This window comes from uncultured Oscillibacter sp., from assembly GCF_910584465.1.
Taxonomy (GTDB): domain Bacteria; phylum Bacillota; class Clostridia; order Oscillospirales; family Oscillospiraceae; genus Oscillibacter.
The window spans coordinates 32507-51354 of the sequence record NZ_CAJUBK010000002.1 but is presented as its reverse complement, the minus strand read 5'-3'; the positions used below and the strand labels follow the sequence as shown (position 1 = coordinate 51354).

Annotated in this window: 22 protein-coding genes; 7 read left to right on the top strand and 15 right to left on the bottom strand. The window is 66.9% G+C overall.

Annotation, left to right across the window (positions count from 1 at the left end):
* Positions 1 to 61: 61 nt before the first annotated feature.
* Positions 62 to 418 carry a hypothetical protein gene (locus tag QZ332_RS01470; protein ID WP_295761416.1) on the bottom strand — a complete coding sequence of 119 codons (357 nt, stop codon included), beginning with the start codon at positions 416 to 418 and terminating at the stop codon, positions 62 to 64.
* A 120-nt stretch (positions 419 to 538) separates the two neighbouring features.
* Between QZ332_RS01470 and QZ332_RS01465 the strand changes: the two genes are divergently transcribed.
* Positions 539 to 724 carry a YlcI/YnfO family protein gene (locus QZ332_RS01465; protein ID WP_295761414.1) on the top strand — a complete coding sequence of 62 codons (186 nt, stop codon included), beginning with the start codon at positions 539 to 541 and terminating at the stop codon, positions 722 to 724.
* Between the two features lie 146 nt (positions 725 to 870).
* On the opposite strand, the gene QZ332_RS01460 is transcribed toward QZ332_RS01465, so the two are convergent.
* From QZ332_RS01460 to rlmB, 7 genes are all read right to left on the bottom strand, one after another.
* Positions 871 to 1011, bottom strand: a complete 141-nt coding sequence (locus tag QZ332_RS01460) for a hypothetical protein (RefSeq protein WP_295761411.1) — start codon at positions 1009 to 1011, stop codon at positions 871 to 873.
* Between the two features lie 146 nt (positions 1012 to 1157).
* A complete protein-coding gene (locus QZ332_RS01455; protein ID WP_295761409.1) occupies positions 1158 to 2441 on the bottom strand; it encodes a DUF1015 domain-containing protein in 1284 nt (427 codons plus the stop codon).
* A 19-nt stretch (positions 2442 to 2460) separates the two neighbouring features.
* Positions 2461 to 2604 (bottom strand): hypothetical protein, encoded by a 144-nt coding sequence (locus QZ332_RS01450; protein WP_295761406.1) that lies wholly within the window; start codon positions 2602 to 2604, stop codon positions 2461 to 2463.
* Positions 2605 to 2611: 7 nt separating this feature from the next.
* Complete coding sequence (thrH, locus tag QZ332_RS01445) at positions 2612 to 3211, bottom strand: bifunctional phosphoserine phosphatase/homoserine phosphotransferase ThrH (RefSeq protein ID WP_295761403.1); 600 nt, start codon at positions 3209 to 3211, stop codon at positions 2612 to 2614.
* Between the two features lie 146 nt (positions 3212 to 3357).
* Positions 3358 to 4203 (bottom strand): HAD-IIB family hydrolase, encoded by an 846-nt coding sequence (locus QZ332_RS01440; protein ID WP_295761400.1) that lies wholly within the window; start codon positions 4201 to 4203, stop codon positions 3358 to 3360.
* Between the two features lie 34 nt (positions 4204 to 4237).
* Positions 4238 to 6403, bottom strand: coding sequence for a hypothetical protein (locus QZ332_RS01435; protein WP_295761397.1), 2166 nt, complete (start codon positions 6401 to 6403; stop codon positions 4238 to 4240).
* Between the two features lie 35 nt (positions 6404 to 6438).
* Positions 6439 to 7200: a 23S rRNA (guanosine(2251)-2'-O)-methyltransferase RlmB gene (gene rlmB / locus QZ332_RS01430; RefSeq protein ID WP_295761395.1), complete on the bottom strand. Its 762-nt coding sequence runs from the start codon at positions 7198 to 7200 to the stop codon at positions 6439 to 6441.
* A gap of 49 nt (positions 7201 to 7249) precedes the next feature.
* On the opposite strand from rlmB, the gene QZ332_RS01425 reads away from it, so the two are divergent.
* Positions 7250 to 7618 carry a hypothetical protein gene (locus QZ332_RS01425; RefSeq protein WP_295761392.1) on the top strand — a complete coding sequence of 123 codons (369 nt, stop codon included), beginning with the start codon at positions 7250 to 7252 and terminating at the stop codon, positions 7616 to 7618.
* Between the two features lie 252 nt (positions 7619 to 7870).
* Complete coding sequence (locus QZ332_RS01420) at positions 7871 to 8386, top strand: GNAT family N-acetyltransferase (RefSeq protein WP_295761389.1); 516 nt, start codon at positions 7871 to 7873, stop codon at positions 8384 to 8386.
* Positions 8387 to 8532: 146 nt separating this feature from the next.
* On the opposite strand, the gene QZ332_RS01415 is transcribed toward QZ332_RS01420, so the two are convergent.
* The 6 genes from QZ332_RS01415 to QZ332_RS01390 all read right to left on the bottom strand — a co-directional run bounded on the left by QZ332_RS01415 (position 8533) and on the right by QZ332_RS01390 (position 13805).
* Positions 8533 to 8997 carry a YbhB/YbcL family Raf kinase inhibitor-like protein gene (locus tag QZ332_RS01415; protein WP_295761386.1) on the bottom strand — a complete coding sequence of 155 codons (465 nt, stop codon included), beginning with the start codon at positions 8995 to 8997 and terminating at the stop codon, positions 8533 to 8535.
* Between the two features lie 7 nt (positions 8998 to 9004).
* A complete protein-coding gene (locus QZ332_RS01410) occupies positions 9005 to 10360 on the bottom strand; it encodes a uracil-xanthine permease family protein (protein ID WP_295761382.1) in 1356 nt (451 codons plus the stop codon).
* Positions 10361 to 10458: 98 nt separating this feature from the next.
* The gene (locus tag QZ332_RS01405; RefSeq protein WP_295761379.1) at positions 10459 to 11346 is read right to left on the bottom strand and encodes a GerMN domain-containing protein; all 888 of its coding nucleotides are present in this window, start codon (positions 11344 to 11346) and stop codon (positions 10459 to 10461) included.
* Positions 11343 to 12704, bottom strand: a complete 1362-nt coding sequence (locus QZ332_RS01400; protein ID WP_295761376.1) for a cell wall metabolism sensor histidine kinase WalK — start codon at positions 12702 to 12704, stop codon at positions 11343 to 11345. Before QZ332_RS01400 ends, QZ332_RS01405 begins: the two co-directional genes overlap by 4 nt.
* 52 nt (positions 12705 to 12756) lie before the next feature.
* Positions 12757 to 13434, bottom strand: coding sequence for a response regulator transcription factor (locus QZ332_RS01395; RefSeq protein ID WP_295761373.1), 678 nt, complete (start codon positions 13432 to 13434; stop codon positions 12757 to 12759).
* A complete protein-coding gene (locus QZ332_RS01390; protein ID WP_295761370.1) occupies positions 13431 to 13805 on the bottom strand; it encodes a helix-hairpin-helix domain-containing protein in 375 nt (124 codons plus the stop codon). Before QZ332_RS01390 ends, QZ332_RS01395 begins: the two co-directional genes overlap by 4 nt.
* 118 nt (positions 13806 to 13923) lie before the next feature.
* On the opposite strand from QZ332_RS01390, the gene QZ332_RS01385 reads away from it, so the two are divergent.
* Positions 13924 to 15291, top strand: coding sequence for a D-alanyl-D-alanine carboxypeptidase family protein (locus QZ332_RS01385; protein WP_295761367.1), 1368 nt, complete (start codon positions 13924 to 13926; stop codon positions 15289 to 15291).
* A gap of 56 nt (positions 15292 to 15347) precedes the next feature.
* Here the strand turns inward: QZ332_RS01385 and QZ332_RS01380 are convergent, their stop codons facing one another.
* The gene (locus QZ332_RS01380; RefSeq protein ID WP_295761364.1) at positions 15348 to 15860 is read right to left on the bottom strand and encodes a nitroreductase family protein; all 513 of its coding nucleotides are present in this window, start codon (positions 15858 to 15860) and stop codon (positions 15348 to 15350) included.
* A 215-nt stretch (positions 15861 to 16075) separates the two neighbouring features.
* Between QZ332_RS01380 and QZ332_RS01375 the strand changes: the two genes are divergently transcribed.
* The 3 genes from QZ332_RS01375 to QZ332_RS01365 are packed head-to-tail and all read left to right on the top strand — an operon-like array spanning position 16076 to position 18836.
* Positions 16076 to 17959: a thiamine pyrophosphate-dependent enzyme gene (locus QZ332_RS01375; RefSeq protein WP_295761361.1), complete on the top strand. Its 1884-nt coding sequence runs from the start codon at positions 16076 to 16078 to the stop codon at positions 17957 to 17959.
* The gene (locus tag QZ332_RS01370; RefSeq protein WP_295761358.1) at positions 17956 to 18582 is read left to right on the top strand and encodes an indolepyruvate oxidoreductase subunit beta; all 627 of its coding nucleotides are present in this window, start codon (positions 17956 to 17958) and stop codon (positions 18580 to 18582) included. Before QZ332_RS01375 ends, QZ332_RS01370 begins: the two co-directional genes overlap by 4 nt.
* Positions 18579 to 18836, top strand: coding sequence for a hypothetical protein (locus tag QZ332_RS01365; protein WP_295761355.1), 258 nt, complete (start codon positions 18579 to 18581; stop codon positions 18834 to 18836). The genes QZ332_RS01370 and QZ332_RS01365 overlap by 4 nt, the downstream gene beginning before the upstream one ends.
* The last annotated feature ends 12 nt before the right edge of the window (positions 18837 to 18848 follow it).

Sequence of the window (18848 nt, the reverse complement as noted above, 5' to 3'; positions counted from 1 at the left end):
ATGATCATATATATCCGCGCTTTATGGGGCATGACGTCCCTCCAGCCTCCCCTTTGCAGGTTTATTCGACCACCTGGGCAAGGGCGGCCCTTATCTTCCTTTCCAGATCCTCCGCCGATACCGTTCCCTCCTGGAGCGTCTCCACGATCGCCTTGACGCTTCGATCCAGCCTTAAGGGGTCTTCCTGCTCCGCCAGGATCCGTTCCCTCGTCCTCTCCTCTTCCAGGCGCAGCCATATCTCAAGCTCTTTCTCGCTCGTCAGGTCCCCTTCCATCTCTAAAACATACAGCTCCTCCGCCCAGAGCTGTCCTTTTATCAGGGTATCCCTGGCGGCGCCAAAGTTCATTTCACCGATCAGTGCGACCGCGTCCGTGACGGAATTGAAAAGACGCAGATAATAGCGCGGAAGTTTTTCCATGTATATCACCTCGCCGCAATTGTAGCGCAATTGCGTAGCAAATGAAATGCGCATAATCTACAAATTTTGCAATACAATTTATATTACGCTATGAATTTCAATTGTATTGCGAGGTGTATTATGGGCAGTTTCAAAATTCCTAACATCCCCCCAACTACGAACAAATCCATCCGATTCCCCAACGACCTGATCGAGGCGGTAGAATCCGCCATCCAAGGGAAGGAATGTACCTTCTCAGCCTTCGTGGTCGAAGCCGTCCGGGTCGCTCTGGCAAGCCTGGAGGAAGACGAGGGAGACCAGACGTGAAAAAGGACCGGCTCCCTTCTATCCTCCGCTTGACAAGCCGCTAGTATTAGCGTACAATCAACATAGAAGGGCGCTGCCGCAAGACGGTTGGCCCATAGGATCAGCTAAACGGGTAAACCGCTAGCCGTTCGGGGACAGCCGGACGGCTAGCACGCTTTCGTGGTAAGTATCCACAGCGCCCCGGTGAAAAACACCAGGAAGCGCAGGGCGGCAAAACGCCATCCTTTCCACATCAGCACCACCTCCCCCTGTTTGGTATTCGCGCAGGGGTCATAACGGTGGACCAACCGTCTGTATGCAGCAACGCTCTCCTTCCGCCATTATAGGGTCCGGATCGTATTTTGTCGATCCTTCCCGAAAAGGGCCGCGCATCCGAAAAAGGACCGGGAACGCACCGCGTTCCCGGTCCTTCTATCGCAGCATCGTACGGAGATCAGCGGATCTTCCTGGCCTCCACATAGTACCGTTTGTCCTCCGCGTGGCCCATGGAGAAGGTCTTCCGGGGCAGCACGCCGTCGGCCATGACGGTCTTGAAGAGCTGCTGCTTCCCCATGGCGGGGAGCTTGAAGCCGATGCTCCCCGGCTGCTCCCCCAGGCGGTCCGTCACGCTGTCGCCGTGGATATAGTCCACTTCCCCGCCGTGGTCCTTGACGTAGCTGTCCAGGAACGCCTGGAGCGTCCCCACCGCCAGCTGCACCCGGGGCTTGGGCACGGTGATCCAGCCCGTCCCGCCCGCGTGGGTATAGGCGATGGTGTGCCCCTCGCCCCTGCCCTCGTAAGCGCCGGGGCAATAGGCTTTCAGCGCCTCCAGCACCGCCTCCGGCTCCACGCCGAAGACCACACGGTGGATCGGCTCGAACTGGAGGGCGTCGTCGTGATTGTTCACCACCTCCACCAGGGCGTACCGGGCGGGGAGCCCGGCCCACTCGCTCTCGGGGGTGGTCTTTTTCAGATCCTCATAGCACTGCTTGGCCGTCGCCAGGGAATGGTTCCCGTCGCCCACGGCGAACAGCAGCGGCGCGGCGTCCTTCACGCCGTACTTCCACGCCTGTTCCTCCGGGGTGCACAGCGCCGCCAGGGCGTCCGCCGCGCCGTCCATCTGGGCGGCGGTGAGCTTCCATCCGGTGATGTGCCCGCCGCCCTGCTGGAGGTCGAAGCTGTACAGCTGCTCCATCTCGCCGGAGGCCCTGGTCAGGGGCTCGATGACGGTCTTGTTAGGATCGTCGATCAAAAGCATGACGTGGGGCAGTTCGATGGGGGCGTTCCTGCGCACCTTGACCCGAGGGGGGATGCGGGAGAGGACAGTGCCCTCCGTGGCCCGGATGAGGGCCCCGGAGCCGGGGGTGAAGTCGTACTGTTCCAGGTCCACCATGCCGACGAGGCCGTGGCGGATCTTCCCGTCGGACTGGACCCGCTCGATATAAAGGAGGCTGTCCGGCAGCTCCCGGAAGAGGCCCTCGGAGAGGTACCTCCCCATGGCGGCGTTGACGCCGGAGATGCGCTCCTCCACGTCCGGAGCGCTCAGCGCCGCCTCCGGCAGGATGAGGCGGAGGCTGGACGGCGCACCGCCCACGGTGTCCTCCACCGCCTGCCAGTACTCGGGCTGAGAGGTGAACTGGTCGCAGGCCACCACGGCCCATTTCGTCATATCCGTGCCCTCCCTGGGCAAGAGGATGTCGGCGGGATAGAAGCCCAGCTTTTCAAATTTGGGATCCATGCGGGATCTCCCTTCCTACTTATTTTTTCCGCAGCTCCCGGCAGACCATGACCGCGATGGTCCCCAGGCAGACCGCCGCCAGCGGCAGGGCCGGAGCGGCCAGGATCGTCAGGGGCACCCGGGAGATCTCCCACAGGGCCCCCCGGAAAACGCTCAGATCCATGCCCGCCTCACAGCGCCGCTTCGATCGCCGCCAGCAGGTCGCCGAACTCCTCGTAGGCGGGGAGCTCCGGATGGTCCTTCTTGATCTGCTCGGTGCTCTTGAAGAGGAAGCCCGCCTTGCTGGCCTGGATCATGGCCAGGTCGTTGAAGCTGTCCCCGGCGGCGATGGTCTCGTAGCCGATGGACTGGAGGGCCTTGACGGTGGTGAGCTTGGACTTCTCACAGCGCATCTTATAGCCGGCGATCTTGCCGCCCGCGCCCACCTCCAGGGTGTTGCAGAAGATGGTGGGCCAGCCCAGCTTCTCCATCAGGGGCTTGGCGAACTGCTCGAAGGTGTCGCTGAGGATAAGCACCTGGGTCTTGGTCCGGAGCTCGTCCAGGAACTCCTTCGCCCCGGGGAGGGGATCGATCTTGGCGATGGTGGCCTGGATCTCCTTCAGGCCCAGGCCGTGCTCCTCCAGGATGCCCAGGCGGAACTTCATCAGCTTGTCATAGTCGGGCTCGTCCCTTGTGGTGCGGCGCAGCTCGGGGATGCCGCTGGCCTCGGAAAAAGCGATCCAGATCTCGGGGACGAGGACGCCCTCCATGTCAAGACATACGATATTCATACGAGTCCTCCTTCGTTTTTCAGATGATGAGGGCGGCGCCTCATCCGTCTATCGTGTCCTTAGTATACCAAAGTTTTTGCCGCTTGTCACCTTTTATTTCAAAGCCCGGCGGGATCCCCCGCCGGGCTTTGGTCATATATCGGATCTCAGGGATACCGCTCGCCCAGCCGTTCGACGATATCCGCCACGGCCCCCTCCCTGGCGTGGCCCACGATCGTGGCCCCGCAGGCCCGGACGGCCTCGGAGCAGTTGCAGGGGGCGAAGCCCTCGGCGGCGGCGGTGAGCATGGAGATGTCGTTGGCCTCGTCCCCGGCGCAGTAGACCCGCTCCATGGGGATCCCCAGCCGGGCCGCCAGGCGGCGGACCATGCCGCCCTTGTTGGCGCCCCTGGTGGTCATCTCCAGCAGGTGGGACACGGAGAAGATCAGCTCGTAATCCTCCGCCCAGCCCTGGGCCTGGAGGAAGGCCAGGACCTCCTCCAGCAGCCCATGCTCCGCCTCGAAGAGGATCTTCCCCAGCGGCAGGGGCACGTCCAGCAGGGAGGGCATCTCCGTGAGGGCGGCCTTCGTGATGTGCTCGTGCTGGCGGCAGATGTCGTTGATGTGGACGGCGTGGATCACGTTGTCGATGTGGTACGCCTCCGCCGCCACGCCGGGGAAGCGGTCCAGCACGGCCTGCCCCCGCTCCCGGGCGGCGGCGTCCAGCATGGCGGTCTCCAGGTACTCGCCCTTGGCGAAATCATAGATCGCCGCGCCGTTGCACACCACGCCGGGGGCGTTCATGGGCACCATGTCCGCATAGCGGATGAAGGCCGCCAGGGCCCGTCCCGTCGCGACGGCGAAGCGGCCCCCCTCCGCTATGAAGTACTCCAGCGCCTGCCGGTTCCGCTCCGGCAGATCCGGCACCGGGCCCCCGGAACGGAGGGCGTCCTCCGTATAGAGCAGCGTGTTGTCGAAGTCGCTGGCCAGCAGCACGCCATCGAATCTCCCCATGATCAAGTCCAGCTCCTCTCTTCAAGATAAGATCTCAGTACCGCCCCGTCCAGTCCGCCATCAGCAGCACCGGCAGGGTCCACAGCAGCAGGAAGAGCTCCAGCGCCAGGGGGTCCAGCAGCTCATAGGCCCCCAGGTTGGTGAGGTAGAAGGTCAGCAGCGTCCCCGCCCAGCTGCCCAGCAGGGAGATCGCCGCCGCCCGGCGGACCGCCTTGCACAGCCGAAGGCTCCCTGCCACCGTCTCCGCGTAGGGCAGCAGCCCCTCCCGGAACAGCAGGGCGCGGGGTATCCCCCGGTCCTTCTCCGCCTCGCTGAGGGCGACGCGCTCCGTGAGGCCGGGATACTCCAGCCCGATGTTCCGGCTGAACTTCCGCCGGATGAGGGCCGGGGTGATGTTGGGATCCCGGGAGGCCAGGATCGGCTGGATCCGGCTGCGCCGCGTCATCTGCAGGGCGAAGTCCACGTTCTCCGCCGGGTTGTATTTCACGGCGAAGACGGCGGCAAGCTCCTTGTCCACCGCCAGGAAGACGCCGGTCCGGAGGGTCACGTCCGCCGGCAGGTCCACGTTCATCTTGCGCATGAAGGAGGCGCTGCCCATCAGCACGGACTCCCCCCGGATGATGCCGGACCAGCCGCCCTCCTCGTAGAAGCTGAAATCATCCACCTTCTCATAGCGTCCGCCCTCGCTTCGGACCAGGTTGTTGAAGAGCCGCTCCAGCCCGGACCCGGCGGCCCGCGCCATGGACGCGGCCAGGGAGACGGCCCGCTCCTGCGTCTCGTCGTAGAGCTTCCGGCCGTTGAGCTGGACGGCCCCGGGGGGGAAGAGGTCCCCGTCGGTGACGATCATCCGCCGCCGGGCGCTGATCTTCTGGGCCCCGGACCAGCCCGCCACGGCGCAGCCGGTCTTTTGCAGGTGCTCCGACAGCTTGGACCAGGGCAGGGCCCAGCACAGCGGCAGGGAGCACGTGGCCGCCGCCGGCAGGATGGCCGAGAGGTTCAGCAGGAAGGTCCCCTCCCGCTCCGCGGCGCCGAGCCCCGCGAACACCACGGCCGCCGCCAGGAACACCGGCAGCAGCGCCGTCTGCCAGAGCGTGGAGATGTCGCTGCGGGCGGCGGTGGTGAAAAAGCCCGGGACCGCCCCCCGCTGCTTGCAGGCCCCCTGGGGGGTGTCGGTGATGAGGTAGGGCGGGTCGTCGTCCACGGACGCGGCCCGGAGCATGTCATGATTCCCCTTGCTCTCCCGGCGGACGCCCCACTGGGCGAAGACCAGGACCATGCAGGAGACGGCGGCGTAGGGCGTCACCTCGCTGGGCCGGTCCCCCAGCAGCCGGGCGGCGCAGTCCGCCGCCGACACCAGGGCCGAGAGGGAGGCCAGCAGCTCCGCCACGAACCGGCGGCGCAGGAGCATCCCCACCCCCTTGATGAACACGTGGCGGCAAAGGACCGCCGTCAGCCCCAGGCAGACCAGCAGGAACACGCACTGGGACCCCAGGCTCCCGGACACATAGGGCAGCTTGATCTGATACCGCTCCAGGATCAGGGCCAGGGTGGGCAGCAGCGCCGGGATCAGGGGAAGGACCACCGTGTGCTTCCGGCGGATATAGAGCTGCCGGGCGTCGTGGGCCGCCTCCCAGAGCTCCGGCTCGGGGCCGATGGGCTCCGGATCCGGCTCGGGCTCCGGCGGCGGAGGCGGGGGCAGGGACTCCGTGTCCTCGGCGGGCTTCCGGGAGAACAGGCCCCCGCGGCGCGGCGGCAGGATGGGCTCCCGCGCCTCCTCCATCACCGCGTCCACCGTACTGCCCACCACATCCTCCAGGGAGATGGGCCGGGGGCGGGGGATCTTCAGCTTCTCCACATCCGCCCGGGCCGCCCGTTCCGCCTCCTGGATGGGATCGGGCGTCTTGGGCGGCGGGACCGGCGTCCCCGGCGGCTCCGGGGCGGGGGGCGGCGGGGACGCCGCCGGGGGCTCCGGAGCGGGGGGCGCTCCCGCCGCTCCCGGGGCGGGCCCTCCTCCCGGCCCCTCCGGGGAGGGAGGTCCCTCCGGGGAGGGGGCCTGCGCCGCATCGCCCGGGGCCGGCTCCGCCGAGTGGAGGAGGTGGTCCTCCAGGCTCCCGCCGTACTCGGCCAGGATCTCCTCCAGGGAGTAATCCTCCTCCGGGGGGACCGGGGCATCGATATGGTTGTCATCCATCGGGGTCATGGGATCCCCTCCTTCAAAAGGGATGCGGGTCTTCGTCACAGTCTCTGCCGGACGGCTTCATAGAGCATGATCGCGGCGGCGGCGGAAGCGTTCAGGGAGTTCAGCTTCCCCCGCATGGGGATGCGGACCAGGAAGTCGCAGCTCTCCGCCACCAGACGGCCCATGCCGTCCCCCTCGCTGCCGATGACGATGGCGGCGGGGCCCTTGAGGTCGGCGTCGTAGAGGGGCACGGCCCCGTCCGCCGCCGTGCCGAAGACCCAGACGCCCCGGCCCTTCAGCTCTTTCAGCAGCGCCGGGAGGTTGGGCACCCGGGCCACGGGGACGTGGGCCACGGCTCCGGCGGAGGTCTTGGCCACCACCGCCGTCAGCCCGGCGCTCCGGCGCTTGGGGATGATGACGCCGTGGGCCCCGGCGCACTCCGCCGTGCGGATCACGGCCCCCAGGTTGTGGGGGTCCGAGAGCTCGTCGCAGACCACCAGCAGGGGCGGCTCGCCCTTGTCCGCCGCCGCCCGGAGGATGTCCTCCACGCTGGCATATTCCCGGACGGAGGCCAGCGCGATGACGCCCTGGTGGGCGTGGGTGCGGCTCATGGCGTCCAGCTTCCGCCTGTCCGCCTCCACCACCACCGTCCCGGCGGCCCTCGCCTTGGAGGCGATGTGGCCCAGGGTCCGGTCCGTCTCGCCCTTCTGGAGGTAGATCTTGTCGATGGCCGTCCCGGCCCGCAGGGCCTCGATGACGGCGTTGCGCCCCTCGATGATGCCGTCGGCTTCCAGGGGGGGGGATCTGCGCTCGTCCATAGGCGCTCCTTTCCTGCATGGACGAAGTCCCGGGGACTTCGAGCAAATTTTGTCGATACATCGTCAGTATAGCACGATCCGCGCCAATAATAAAGCGGGAATTTCCAGGATCCCCCTTGAGGAACGTGCTGCCAAGGCATCACTTCGGCAGTTTCTACAAAACCCGGTTGACGCAGCAGCAACGGTGTGCTATGATCGGCTCAGCAGACCGGAAGCCGTGGAGGGAGATATGGGGAAACTTTCTATATTGTCAATGTCTATATCGTTAATGATCGCCGCCATCGTCTGCGCTTTGTTTTCAGGCAAAATAGATATGGCGGTAAATGGGGATAAAGCGGTCAAAAAAGTGATCGTCATATTCAGTGCGGGAGTATCATCCGTCTGCACGATCGCTATTATCGCAAGCATCTTATCGTGAATACCCAGATCGGGAGATCCCGATCTCTCGGGCAGTCACACGCCGGTATCGGGGAACGGTGCGCTTTCGATATTTTGACGGATCATTTTGTCAAAAGCCGTCGAACGGCGCCGATCTGAAAAGAGGGCCTCCAAGATCCCGCTCCGGGAGGGGCGGGGCCGCTCCCGGGCCCGGCGTCCCCGCAAAAAAGCTTGGCTCGGACCGGGATCTGTGTCACGATCGGACCGTCCGATCAAGATCGTGAGGTGTGATATGCTCGTCATAAGGAAAGAAGAAGCGAAGGACCACGGAGCGGTATACGCCCTGATAAAGGCCGCGTTCAGCCAGGCGGAGCATTCCGACGGGACCGAGCAGGACCTGGTGGATGCCCTGAGGGCCGGGGACGCGTTCATCCCCGATCTGTCCCTGGTCGCCGAGATGGACGGGAAGATCGTGGGGCACATCCTGTTCACAGCGGCAAGCGTCGGGGATGTCCCGGTCCTGGCCCTGGCGCCCCTGGCCGTCCTCCCCGGATACCAGGGGAAGGGGATCGGCACCGCTTTGATCGAGGAGGGGCACAAGATCGCCGCCGGATCGGGGCACGCGTATTCGGTCGTATTGGGCGACGGGGGATACTACTCGAGGGCAGGATATCTGCCGGCGGACCGATCCGGCATAAAGCCGCCGTTCGACGTGCCGCGCGAAAACTTCATGGCCCGCAAGCTGAAGGAAAACGCCCCCAGCCTCCACGGCGTCATGCGATACGCGAAAGAGTTCGGGATCGGCTGACGCGGCCCCGGCGGGCCGGGGCGCCCGCAAAACGGCGTCTCGTGGATCGAAGAAACGAGAGGGACCCTTCCCGGGTCCCTCTCGTGATGTTCTCCCTCCCCATCGATGGAGCCTCCGCCGCTTTTCCGATGCTCCGGGGAGGACCTTCATCCGCCATATCCCGCCGTCAGGCTGCCCTTTTGCAGGATATGCCCTTCCGCCGCCTTGAGGAACTGCCGCTTCCGGGAATTGGAGCTGATGCCCAGGACGCAGTCCAGGGCGTAGACCGTCAGACGGTAGCGGTGGTGGCTCCAGACCGGCGGCTTCGGCCCCGCGTAGCGGTGGATGCCGTAAGCGACGCCCTGGGTGATGCCGTTCTCCAGCCGCTCGTGCTTGGGCAGTCCGCCGGGGATGACCTTCCGGGCGGGGAAGTTCCACATCACCCAGTGGGTGAAGCCCTTCACCGGGTGGCTCATGTCCTCCAGCGTGACGGCCAGGGTCCTGGCCCGGGGGGACAAGTCCTCCAGGACGATCTCCGGGGACAGGTCTTTCCCCCACCCGGTGTTCTCCCGGGGGAAGGTCCCGCCGTCTTCCAGGCCGGGACAGTGGAAATGTAAGATCTCGATCTCCATGGCGCCCTCAATGCTTCTCTTTCGGGAGGATCAGGTTCAGCAGCACCGCCATCAGCGTGGCGATGACCACGGGGGACTTGCCGAAGATCATGGTGAAGCCCTCGGGGAACTGGCTCAGCGCCCCGCTGGCCTGGGACACGCCCACGCCCAGGGCGGCGGAGAGCCCCACGATGGTGGTGTTCCGGGCCGTCAGGTCCTGGGAGGCGATGAGCTTCATGCCCGTCATGGCGATGGTGGAGAAGACGGTGATCGTCGCCCCGCCCAGCACGCACTGGGGGATCGTGGTCAGCACCGCCGCGAACTTCGGGGACAGCCCGGCCAGCAGCAGGAAGCCGCCGGTCATGGCGAAGACGATCCGGTTGACGACTTTGTTCGTGGTGACGATGCCCACGTTCTGGGAGTAGGTCGCCGTGGGCAGGCCGCTGAAGAAGGCCGTCAGGATGTTGCTGGCGCCGTAGGCGATGATGCCGCCCTGGAGCTCCTGGTCGGTGGGATCGCGGTCCAGCCCGCCCACGGTGGTGGCGGTGAAGTCGCCGATGGCCTGGATGGAGTTGATGGCGAACAGCAGGCCGATCGCCACGCAGGAGGGCACATCGAAGGTGACGCCGAAGTGCATCACCCGGGGCAGGGAGAACCAGGCGGCGGAGCCCACCTCGGCAAAGGAGACCATGCCGAAGGCCATGGAGGTGACATAGCCGCAGAGCATCCCGATCAGGATGGAGGCCAGCTTGCAGATGCCCTTACCGTGGTTGTTCAGCAGCATGACGACCGCCAGGGTCAGGATGGCCACCAGCCAGTTCTGCCAGGAGCCGTAGACCAGCGCCGCGGTCTGGTGCTTGGTCTCCACCACCAGTTCATACGTATTGGCCGTGCCGCCGGCCATGTAGTTGATGGCCGTGGGGTAGAGGGACAGCCCGATGGTGAACACCACCGTGCCGGTGATCACCGGCGGGAAGAGCAGGCGGATCTTCTTCACGAACACGCCCACGACCACCGCCACGACGCCGCCCACGATCATCGCGCCGGCGATGGCCCCCACGCCCCCGCCGGAGGAGGCGATGGCCTGCATACTGGGGACGTAGGCGAAGCTGACGCCCATGATCACCGGCAGGCCGGAGCCGAAGTATTTGTTGACGGGATAGAGCTGGATCAGCGTGCAGACGGCGGACATGACCAGGGATGCCTGGATCAGCAGGACCCGGTCCGCCTGGCTGAGGCCGATGGCCCCGGCGATGATGATGGGCGGCGTGACGCAGCCCACGATCATGGCGACGAGATGCTGGAGCGACAGGGAGACTGCGGAGCCCAGGGGTGGGATGCCTCGGATCTGGAACAGCGTCTGCTGGTCAGAGGGGGTTCTCATGGCGGGGTTCTCCTTCCTGTTTCTGTAGTGCGTACTCGCGGGGCCCGGAAAGGTCCACCTTTAGTCTACCGGATGGGAGGGAGGATGTCAAGGGATATTCAGCCCGGATCCGCCGCCCTGTCCGCCGTCCCCAGGTCCCGGCTGAACTCGCCGTCCACCAGGAACCGGGCCGCCCGCACCCCCTCCAGGGAGCACAGGGAGTCCTCCAGGGCCCGGAGGGCCGTCCGCACCGCCGCCTCCTCCAGCCCCTCCAACAGGGCGGAGGAGAGGTTCACGTAGCAGATGTCCTCCTCCAGCCAGACGGACTTCACCTGGAAGCCCTCCGGCAGGGGGCTGAGCAGCTCCCGGTCCTCCGGTCCGTCCTCCAGGGCCCTGGCCACGGCGGAGACCTGGGTATCGCCCTCGTAGAGATCCAGCGTCCGCTCCTCCGGCGTGAGAGAGCCCGCCTGATCCAGGAAGTAGAGCCGGACGTCCACGGTGCTGATCACGTCCTCCTCCGGGGTGAGCAGGACCTCCCGGATGTTCAGCACCTGCCGCTCCCGGTAGGCCAGCTCCCGGCCGCGGACGGTGATCTGGACCGAGGAGATCTCCGGCACCTGGGACAGCGTCATGGCGATGGCGCTGTCCGCCAGGGTCAGGGCCACGCCGGACAGGCTCCTGTAGGACGCGGACAGATCCACCCTGGCCCGGCTCCCGGTGAGGTCCAGGGAGAGCAGGGTGGTCCCCGCGGGGAAGGGGCTTTTCAGCGTCTCGTCGGCGGGGCCCTTCAAGAGCTCTTCCATCAGTGTCTGCGCCAGCTCGCCGGAGGTCTCGGTCTCCTCGTCGAACAGGTAGACCTCCTCCGTGCGGAAGGCCCCGTCCCCGGCGGAGTAGGTCAGATCGGCCTCCTGGAAATACAGGAGGTAGGCGGTCCGCTGCGGCTCCTCCCTCCGGCAGCCCGTCAGGACCAGCAGGAGGACCAGGGACCAGCAGGCCCATCGTTTCATGCCCCCTCCCTCCTTTCGGTCCGGGGCCAGCGGACGGTGAACACCGCGCCGCCGCCCGGGCGGTTCGCCGCCTCCACGGCCCCGCCCCGGCGCTTCACCGTGTCGCTGACGATGGCCAGGCCCAGGCCGGTCCCGCCCGCGGCCCTGGACCGGGCCTTGTCCACCCGGTAGAACCGCTCGAAGATCCGGGGCAGGTCCGCCTCGGGGATGCCCGCGCCGTTGTCCGCCACGGCCAGGACCACCTGCCCGCCCTCCAGGCCCAGGGAGACCTGGACCGCGCCGCCGATGGCGGAGTATTTCACGGCGTTGTCCACCAGGTTGTAGATGACCTGGTGGATCTCGTCCTTGGTCGCCAGGACCACGCAGTCCTCCCCGGCGGAGTAGGTGAGGTCCACGCCCTTCTCCTGGGCCACCAGGTTCATCATCCGCATGACCTGCTCCAGCACGGGCAGGATGTCCACCTCCGCCGGAGGGTCCAGCACCCCGCTGTCCAGCCGGGTGAGGCGCAGGAGGTCCTCCGTGATGCGGGAGAGGCGCTCCGCCTCCCGGCCGATGTCGGTGACGAACTCCTTCGTGATCTCGGGGTCGATGCCGTCCGTCTGGAGGATGGAGTCCGACAGCAGCCGGATGGCCGCCAGGGGGGTCTTGAGCTCATGGGACGCGTCGGAGACGAAGCGGCGGCGGGCGTTCTCCGTGGTCTGGAGCCGGTCCGTCAGGCTGTTGAACTCATGGCCGATCTGGGCGATCTCGTCCCGCCCCCGGATGTCCGCCCGGTGGCTGTAAGCGCCCTCCCGCACCTGGCGGATGGCGTTGAGGAGCAGGCCGATCTTGCGGGTCAGCGCCTTGGAGAGGACCAGGCTCAGCACCAGCACCAGCGCCCCCACCACGGCGGAGAGGCGCAAAAGCGTATCCTGGAGCCCCAGGAGCAGGGCGGCCTGCTCGGTGTCGTACTCATAGGCGTAGACCGCGCCGATGATCTGGCTCTGGTACATCACCGGCGAGGAGGCCCGGCTCCGGAAGGCCCCCCGCTGGAAGGTGCAGCTGAACGCGTCATAGCCCAGCAGGGCCTGGACGATCTCGGTATAGAGGGCCAGGTTCCCCACGGCGGAGCCGGTCTCCCGGGTGTCGTAGAGCACCCGCCCGGCGGCGTCGGTGACCAGGATGCGGCTCAGCCCCGACTCCTCCGCCACGCTCATGGCGTCGGTGACGTTCTCCTCCGTCAGCCGGGCCAGGCCCGAGAGGGAGTTCACCATGACGGAGACGCCGTTTTGAAGGTTGGCGGCCTTGGACCGGAAGACCAGATCCTCGGACACCATCAGGGGGTAGGAGTTCAGCAGCAGCAGCACCCCCAGGATCACCAGGATGTAGCTCAGTCCGAAACGGAACTGGAGGCTCCCCCAAACGGGGCGTTCATTCCTTGAAATAGTACCCCACCCCCCACTTCGTGCAGATGTGGTCCGGCTCCGCCGGGTTCTCCTCCAGCTTCTCCCGGAGGCGGCGGATGTGTACGTCCACGGTCCGGTAATCCCCGGCGTAGCTGTAGCCCCACACCACGTTCATCAGGTTCTCCCGGCTGTAGACCCGCCGGGGGTTGCGCATCAGCAGCTCGATCAGGTCGTACTCCTTGGCCGTGAGGTCCACGCTCCGGTCCCCCCGGGCGGCGCTGCGCTCCTCGGTGTTCAGGGTGATGCCCCCCGCCGCCAGCACGCTCCCCCGGCTGCGCTGGACCCCCGCCGCCCGGCGGAGCAGGGCCCGCACCCGGGCCTTCAGCTCCAGGATGTTGAAGGGCTTGGTCAGATAGTCGTCCGCTCCGCACTCGAAGCCCATCAGCTTGTCCGCGTCCTCGCTCTTGGCCGTCAGCATGATCACCGGCACGTTGGAGAACTCCCGGATGCGCATGCACGCCTCCAGCCCGTCCAGCTCCGGCATCATCAGATCCAGGATGATGAGGTCCAGCTTGCCCTCCCGGGCGATCTCCACGGCGGCGGCCCCGTCGTAGGCGCACTCCACCTCATAGCCCTCGTTCTCCAGGTTGAACTTGATCCCCTTCACCAGGGTCCGCTCGTCGTCTACCACCAGTATCTTCATTCAGCATCCTCCACCGTTATCAGTCCCTCCAGCGCCGCCAGCTTCGCCGGCCCGATGCCGGACACGTCCGTCAATCCCTCCACCGTCTCGAACGGCCCGTGGGCCTCCCGGTGCTCCACGATCCGCCGGGCCAGCGCCTCGCCGATGCCCGGGAGGGCGGTCAGCTCCTCCTCCGAGGCGGCGTTGAGGTCCAGGGGAGACGGGTCCGGCCGGACCGCCTCCACGGGGACCGTCACCCTCGTCTCCACATAGCCCGGCGCCGCCATCTCCGCCCGGTCGCGGCAGGACAGCGCCAGGAGCAGGCCCAGGAACAGCGCCGTCAGGCCCAGCAGCGCCCACTCGCAGCGCTCCGTCATCCTCCGCGTGTCCATGGTTGCGTTCCTCCGTTTTTTTTGGTATAATGGGGGCCGGTCCATCGAACGGCGGCGCAGGGCCGTCGTTTTGAAAACGGGTCCGAAGGGATTATATCACATATTTTGGGGGATGGACATGAAAACGAAACGTTTCTTCTCGATTTTTTTCCTGGCCCTCCTGCTGGCGGGGCAGCTGAGCGTCCCCGCCCAGGCGGCGAAGGTGCCCGACCCCGACGTCCAGGCCAAGGCCGCCCTCCTGGTGGACCGGAAGACCGGGGCCGTCCTTTACAGCCTGAACGAGCATGACGAGCTCTATCCCGCCAGCCTCACCAAGATCATGACCTGCCTGCTGGTGCTGGAGGCCATCGACGAGGGCCGGCTGAGCCTGAACCAGGAGATCACGGCCACCCCCACGGCGCTGGAGGGCCTGGCCGAGGACGGCAGCACCGCCGGCATCAAGGCGGGGGAGGTCCTGACGGTGGAGGAGCTCCTCTACTGCCTGATGGTGGTCTCCGCCAACGAGGCGGGCGCCATCCTGGCGGAGAAGATCTCCGGCACCGTGGAGGGCTTCGTGGACCGGATGAACGACGAGGCCCAGGCGCTGGGCTGCGAGGACACGCACTTCATGAACCCCCACGGCTACCACGACTCCCAGCACTACACCTCCGCCTGGGACCTGTACCTCATCACCAAGGCGGCGCTGGAGCACCCCATGTTCATGACCGTCTGCGACACCAGCTCCCACGTCGTCCCCGCCACCAACATGGCCGAGGAGCGCCAGCTCAACAACACGAACTTCCTCATCCGGAGCACCCGGGAGTATTACAACGCCGACGTCCACGGCGTGAAGACCGGGTCCCACTCCATGGCGGGGAACTGCCTGGTCACCACCGCCCAGCACGCCAGCATGGACCTGCTGTGCGTGATCCTGGGGGCGGAACGGGTCCAGGACGAGAACGGCATCTGGTGGACCTACAGCTTCACGGAGACGAACCGGCTCTACGACTGGGCCTTCGGCAACTTCGCCTATCAGACGCTTTTGAAGGAGGACGACGTGGCCGGGGAGGCCCCGGTGTCCCTCTCCGCCGTGGACCATGTGACCCTCCGCCCCGCCCAGGCGGTGGAGCTCCTCCTGCCCAAGGGCGTGGACCTGGAGGAGCTGGAGAAGGAGATCGTGCTGAAGTCCGACCCGGTGGAGGCCCCCATCGAGGAGGGGGACGTGCTGGGCACCCTGACCATCCGCCTGGACGGGGAGGAGCTGGCCCAGGTGGACCTGCTGGCCTTCACCGGCGTGGAGGCGTCCCGCCTGCGCATCCTCTGGCGGGACGTGAAGGAGTTCTTCTCCACCACCGCCGCCAGGGTGGGCCTGATCGCGGCCGCCGTCCTGGCCGCGGCCGCGGGCGGCTGGAAGCTGATCATGGGACGCCGCCGCTACCGCTACGGCCGCAGCGTCGGCGCCGGGCGGAGCCGCGGGAGCTACCGGGGCGGACGGAAGAGACGGTGAAAAACGAAAAGCGGAGACCGCCTTTTGGCGGTCTCCGTTTTCCCTTCCCGCGGGGGTCACAGATACTGCACCAGCTCCCCGATGGGCCTGCGGTCCGTGTGGAGCCGGGCGGGATGCGCGCCCTCCGCCGGGTATCCCAGGGGCAGCAGGGCGATGGGGACGGTCCCCGCCATCTCCGGGAAGGCGGCCAGGACCTTGTCCGGCTCGAACATGCCGACATACGTGGTGCCCAGCCCCAGGTCGGCGGCCTGGAGCATCATCTGAGCGGCGGCGATCGCCGCGTCGATCTCGCCGTGGTCCTTGCCGTCGGTCTCCCGCTTCCAGGAGACGGAGGCGTCGTAGGCCACCACCAGCATCACCGGGGGATGGAACCGGGAGCCGGTGCAGGCGTCGATCTTCTCCAGGGCCTCGGGAGACCGGAGGACGAAGATCCTCTGGGGCTGGTAGTTGTGGGCGGTGGGGGCGTTGCGCCCGGCCTCCAGGATGAGGTCCAGCTCCTCCTGCCCCACGGGCCGGGAGCTGAACTTGCGCAGGGAGTACCGCGCGGCGGAAAGCGTCTTGAAATCCATCTGCATCCTCCTCTTTCTTGTCGGTTCGGTGATATCTGGAGTGTAACACGATCCCGGCCTCCGCGCAACCGCTTTTACGGCGCGGTCCGCCGGGCCTCCCCGGTCCGGCCCCTGCAATTCTTTACTTGCAATTCTTTATAGGAGTGCTACAATGAACAGCGGAGAGAACCTGTTGAACCTGTCGAAATATTCTAAGAGAGGGTGACACAAGCAACATGGAATGGACAATGACGGCCAATGCTCCCGGTCAGGTCTGCCTGATGCAGGGCAACGAGGCCATCGTACGGGGCGCGGTGGAGGCCGGGATCAACTTCGCCGCCTCCTATCCCGGCTCCCCCTCCTCCCAGGTCCTGGGGATGCTGGGCAAGATCGCCCGGGAGCGGGGCTTCTACGCGGAGTGGTCCACCAACGAGGTCTGCGCCCTGCAGGCCTGCACCGGCGCCTCCCTGGCCAACGGCCGAGCGCTGTGCGTGGTGAAGCAGAACGGCCTTTTGTGCGTGGCGGACGCGCTGCACTGCGCCGCCCAGGCCGGCGTGAAGGGCGGGCTGGTGATCGTCTCCAGCGACGACCCCAGCGCCCACTCCAGCACCAATGAGTTCGATTCCCGCTGGCAGGCGATGTCCGCCGGCATCCCCCTGCTGGAGCCCACCACGATGCAGGAGGCCAAGGACATGATCCCCTACGCCTTCGCGCTCAGCGAGGAGGTGGGCCAGCTGGTGCTGATCCGGGTGACCACCCGGGTGTGCCACGGCCGGGGCAACGTGGTCCTGGGCCCCCTGCCGGAAGCCCCCCGCCCCCTGGAGCGGGTGCGGGAATGGGACCGGATGGTCTGCGTCTCCTACATGCACGGCCCGGCCCTGCAGAAGCTGGAGGCGCTCCGCGAGCGCTTCGAGGACAGCCCCTGCAACCACTACCAGGGCCCCGAGCACCCGAAGCGGCTCATCATCGCCGGAGGCACCGGGCGGCTCTACGGGCAGGAGGCCCTCCGCCGCCTGGGGAAGGAGCAGGAGACCGGCTTTTTGTCCCTCGGGACCCTCTGGCCCCTGCCGGAGCGGTACATAGCGCAGCGGCTCCGCACGGCGGAGACCGTCCTGATCCTGGAGGAAGTGGATCCCTTCCTGGAGCAGGCCGTCCAGGCCCTGGCGGGCCGGGAGGGCCTGCGGATCGAGTTCCTGGGCCGGGGCAGCGCCCTGCCCGCCGTGGGCGAGCTGGACCCGGACGTGGTCACCGGCGCCATCTGCCGCCTCACCGGCGCGGCGTCGCCGGAGGCGCGGCCCGCCAGCGGGCTGGAGCTGCCCGTCCGGGAGATGAGCTTCTGCGCCGGCTGCCCCCACCGGGCGACCTTCCACCTCCTCAAGCGGGCCATGCGGCAGGAGAAGCATCCCGGCGTGGTGGTGGGCGACATCGGCTGCTACTTCATGGCGGGCCAGTCCGCCGGGCAGTACGCCTGGCAGACCTGCAACTGCATGGGCTCCGGCGTCAGCGTGGCCGAGGGCCTGGGCCAACTGACCAACTACGGCCTGGACCAGAAGGTGGTCACCATGTGCGGCGACTCCACCTTCTTCCACACCATCCTGCCCGGCCTGGTGAACGCCACGTATCACAACGCCAACATGCTCCTCATCGTCCTGGACAACTCCGCCACGGCCATGACCGGCTTCCAGCCCCATCCGGGCACCGGCCTCACCGCCATGGGGGACCGGGTGAAGGCCATGGACATCCCGAAGATCCTGGACGCCGTGGGCTGTAAAGTGGAAGTGGCGGACCCCTTCGACGTGACGGAGGCGGAGAAGGTCCTCCGCCGGATGCTGGACGAGCCGGGGATGAACGTCCTCATCATGCGCCAGCCCTGCGCCACGCTGATGGCCAAGGAGCGGAGCCGGAAGCCCGTCCGGGTCTACGTGGACCAGGACGTGTGCCTGGGGGACGGCTGCGGGTGCGACAAATACTGTTCCCGCGTCTGGGGCTGCCCGGGCAACACCTGGGACTTCCAAAAAAACAAGGCGCTGATCGACCCGGTCACCTGCGTGGGCTGCGGCGTGTGCGCCAAGCTGTGCCCCAGCGGGGCCATCAAAGTGGAGAGAGGTGACGAGGCGTGAAGCTGAAATACGACCCTCTGAACATCGTGGTCTGCGGCATCGGCGGGCAGGGCAACGTGCTGGCCGCCGAGATCCTGGGCAGCGCCATGTGCGACCGGGGCTGCAAGGTGGCCGTGGGCGAGACCTACGGCGCGTCCCAGCGGGGCGGCTCGGTCATGAGCCACGTCCGGGTGTCCGAGAAGTGGGACCCCAGCGTGCTGATCCCCGCCGGGGAGGCCCATATCATCATCGGCTTCGAGCCCCTGGAGACCCTGCGCATCGCCCGGAAGTACGCCGGGGCGGATACCGTCACCGTCTACGATCCCCGGCCCGTCTATCCCCTGGGCGTCCTCCAGGGCGTCCAGACCTATCCGCCGCTGGAGGAGCTGGAGGCGGAGATCCGCGCCCTGTCCAGCGCGGCGCTGGCCGTCCCGGCGGCGGACATCGCCATGGAGGCCGGGGACTCCAAGGCCGCCAACATCGCCCTGCTGGGCGCGTTCAGCGAACTGCCCGCCGCCCCGCTGAGCGGCGGGGACCTGGAGAAGATCCTGGCCCAGCGCTTCCAGGGCGCAGTGCTGGAGCTGAACCGGCGGGCCTTCGCCATGGGCCGCGAGGCCGCGAAGAAAGGGGGCGCTGTCGGATGAAGACGATCCAAGCGCATTTCCACCATCCCGATACCAAGGCGGAGCTGACGCTGGAGCTCCCCCGCGACACCCGGTTCTCCGCCCTGACGGCGCTGCTCCAGGAGCGGGGGTTCGTGGACCGGCGGAAGGCCGGCTGGCGCTGTCTCTATCAGGAGCACCTGTGCGGCATGGACCACGCGCTGGGGGACTACGTCCCGGAGGACGCGGAGGAGATCCGGCTGGACCTCTTCGGGTTCTCCCAGGTGCTGGTGTAAGGAGGAGGAGAC

What these genes read in the sequence shown, in the direction of transcription:
- QZ332_RS01470 (WP_295761416.1), bottom strand. Translation starts at nt 418, where the DNA reads ATGGAAAAACTTCCGCGCTATTATCTGCGTCTTTTCAATTCCGTCACG.
- QZ332_RS01465 (WP_295761414.1), top strand. Translation starts at nt 539, where the DNA reads ATGGGCAGTTTCAAAATTCCTAACATCCCCCCAACTACGAACAAATCC.
- QZ332_RS01455 (WP_295761409.1), bottom strand. Translation starts at nt 2,441, where the DNA reads ATGGATCCCAAATTTGAAAAGCTGGGCTTCTATCCCGCCGACATCCTC.
- QZ332_RS01450 (WP_295761406.1), bottom strand. Translation starts at nt 2,604, where the DNA reads ATGGATCTGAGCGTTTTCCGGGGGGCCCTGTGGGAGATCTCCCGGGTG.
- thrH (WP_295761403.1), bottom strand. Translation starts at nt 3,211, where the DNA reads ATGAATATCGTATGTCTTGACATGGAGGGCGTCCTCGTCCCCGAGATC.
- QZ332_RS01440 (WP_295761400.1), bottom strand. Translation starts at nt 4,203, where the DNA reads ATGGGGAGATTCGATGGCGTGCTGCTGGCCAGCGACTTCGACAACACG.
- QZ332_RS01435 (WP_295761397.1), bottom strand. Translation starts at nt 6,403, where the DNA reads ATGACCCCGATGGATGACAACCATATCGATGCCCCGGTCCCCCCGGAG.
- rlmB (WP_295761395.1), bottom strand. Translation starts at nt 7,200, where the DNA reads ATGGACGAGCGCAGATCCCCCCCCCTGGAAGCCGACGGCATCATCGAG.
- QZ332_RS01420 (WP_295761389.1), top strand. Translation starts at nt 7,871, where the DNA reads ATGCTCGTCATAAGGAAAGAAGAAGCGAAGGACCACGGAGCGGTATAC.
- QZ332_RS01415 (WP_295761386.1), bottom strand. Translation starts at nt 8,997, where the DNA reads ATGGAGATCGAGATCTTACATTTCCACTGTCCCGGCCTGGAAGACGGC.
- QZ332_RS01410 (WP_295761382.1), bottom strand. Translation starts at nt 10,360, where the DNA reads ATGAGAACCCCCTCTGACCAGCAGACGCTGTTCCAGATCCGAGGCATC.
- QZ332_RS01405 (WP_295761379.1), bottom strand. Translation starts at nt 11,346, where the DNA reads ATGAAACGATGGGCCTGCTGGTCCCTGGTCCTCCTGCTGGTCCTGACG.
- QZ332_RS01395 (WP_295761373.1), bottom strand. Translation starts at nt 13,434, where the DNA reads ATGAAGATACTGGTGGTAGACGACGAGCGGACCCTGGTGAAGGGGATC.
- QZ332_RS01390 (WP_295761370.1), bottom strand. Translation starts at nt 13,805, where the DNA reads ATGGACACGCGGAGGATGACGGAGCGCTGCGAGTGGGCGCTGCTGGGC.
- QZ332_RS01385 (WP_295761367.1), top strand. Translation starts at nt 13,924, where the DNA reads ATGAAAACGAAACGTTTCTTCTCGATTTTTTTCCTGGCCCTCCTGCTG.
- QZ332_RS01380 (WP_295761364.1), bottom strand. Translation starts at nt 15,860, where the DNA reads ATGGATTTCAAGACGCTTTCCGCCGCGCGGTACTCCCTGCGCAAGTTC.
- QZ332_RS01375 (WP_295761361.1), top strand. Translation starts at nt 16,076, where the DNA reads ATGGAATGGACAATGACGGCCAATGCTCCCGGTCAGGTCTGCCTGATG.
- QZ332_RS01365 (WP_295761355.1), top strand. Translation starts at nt 18,579, where the DNA reads ATGAAGACGATCCAAGCGCATTTCCACCATCCCGATACCAAGGCGGAG.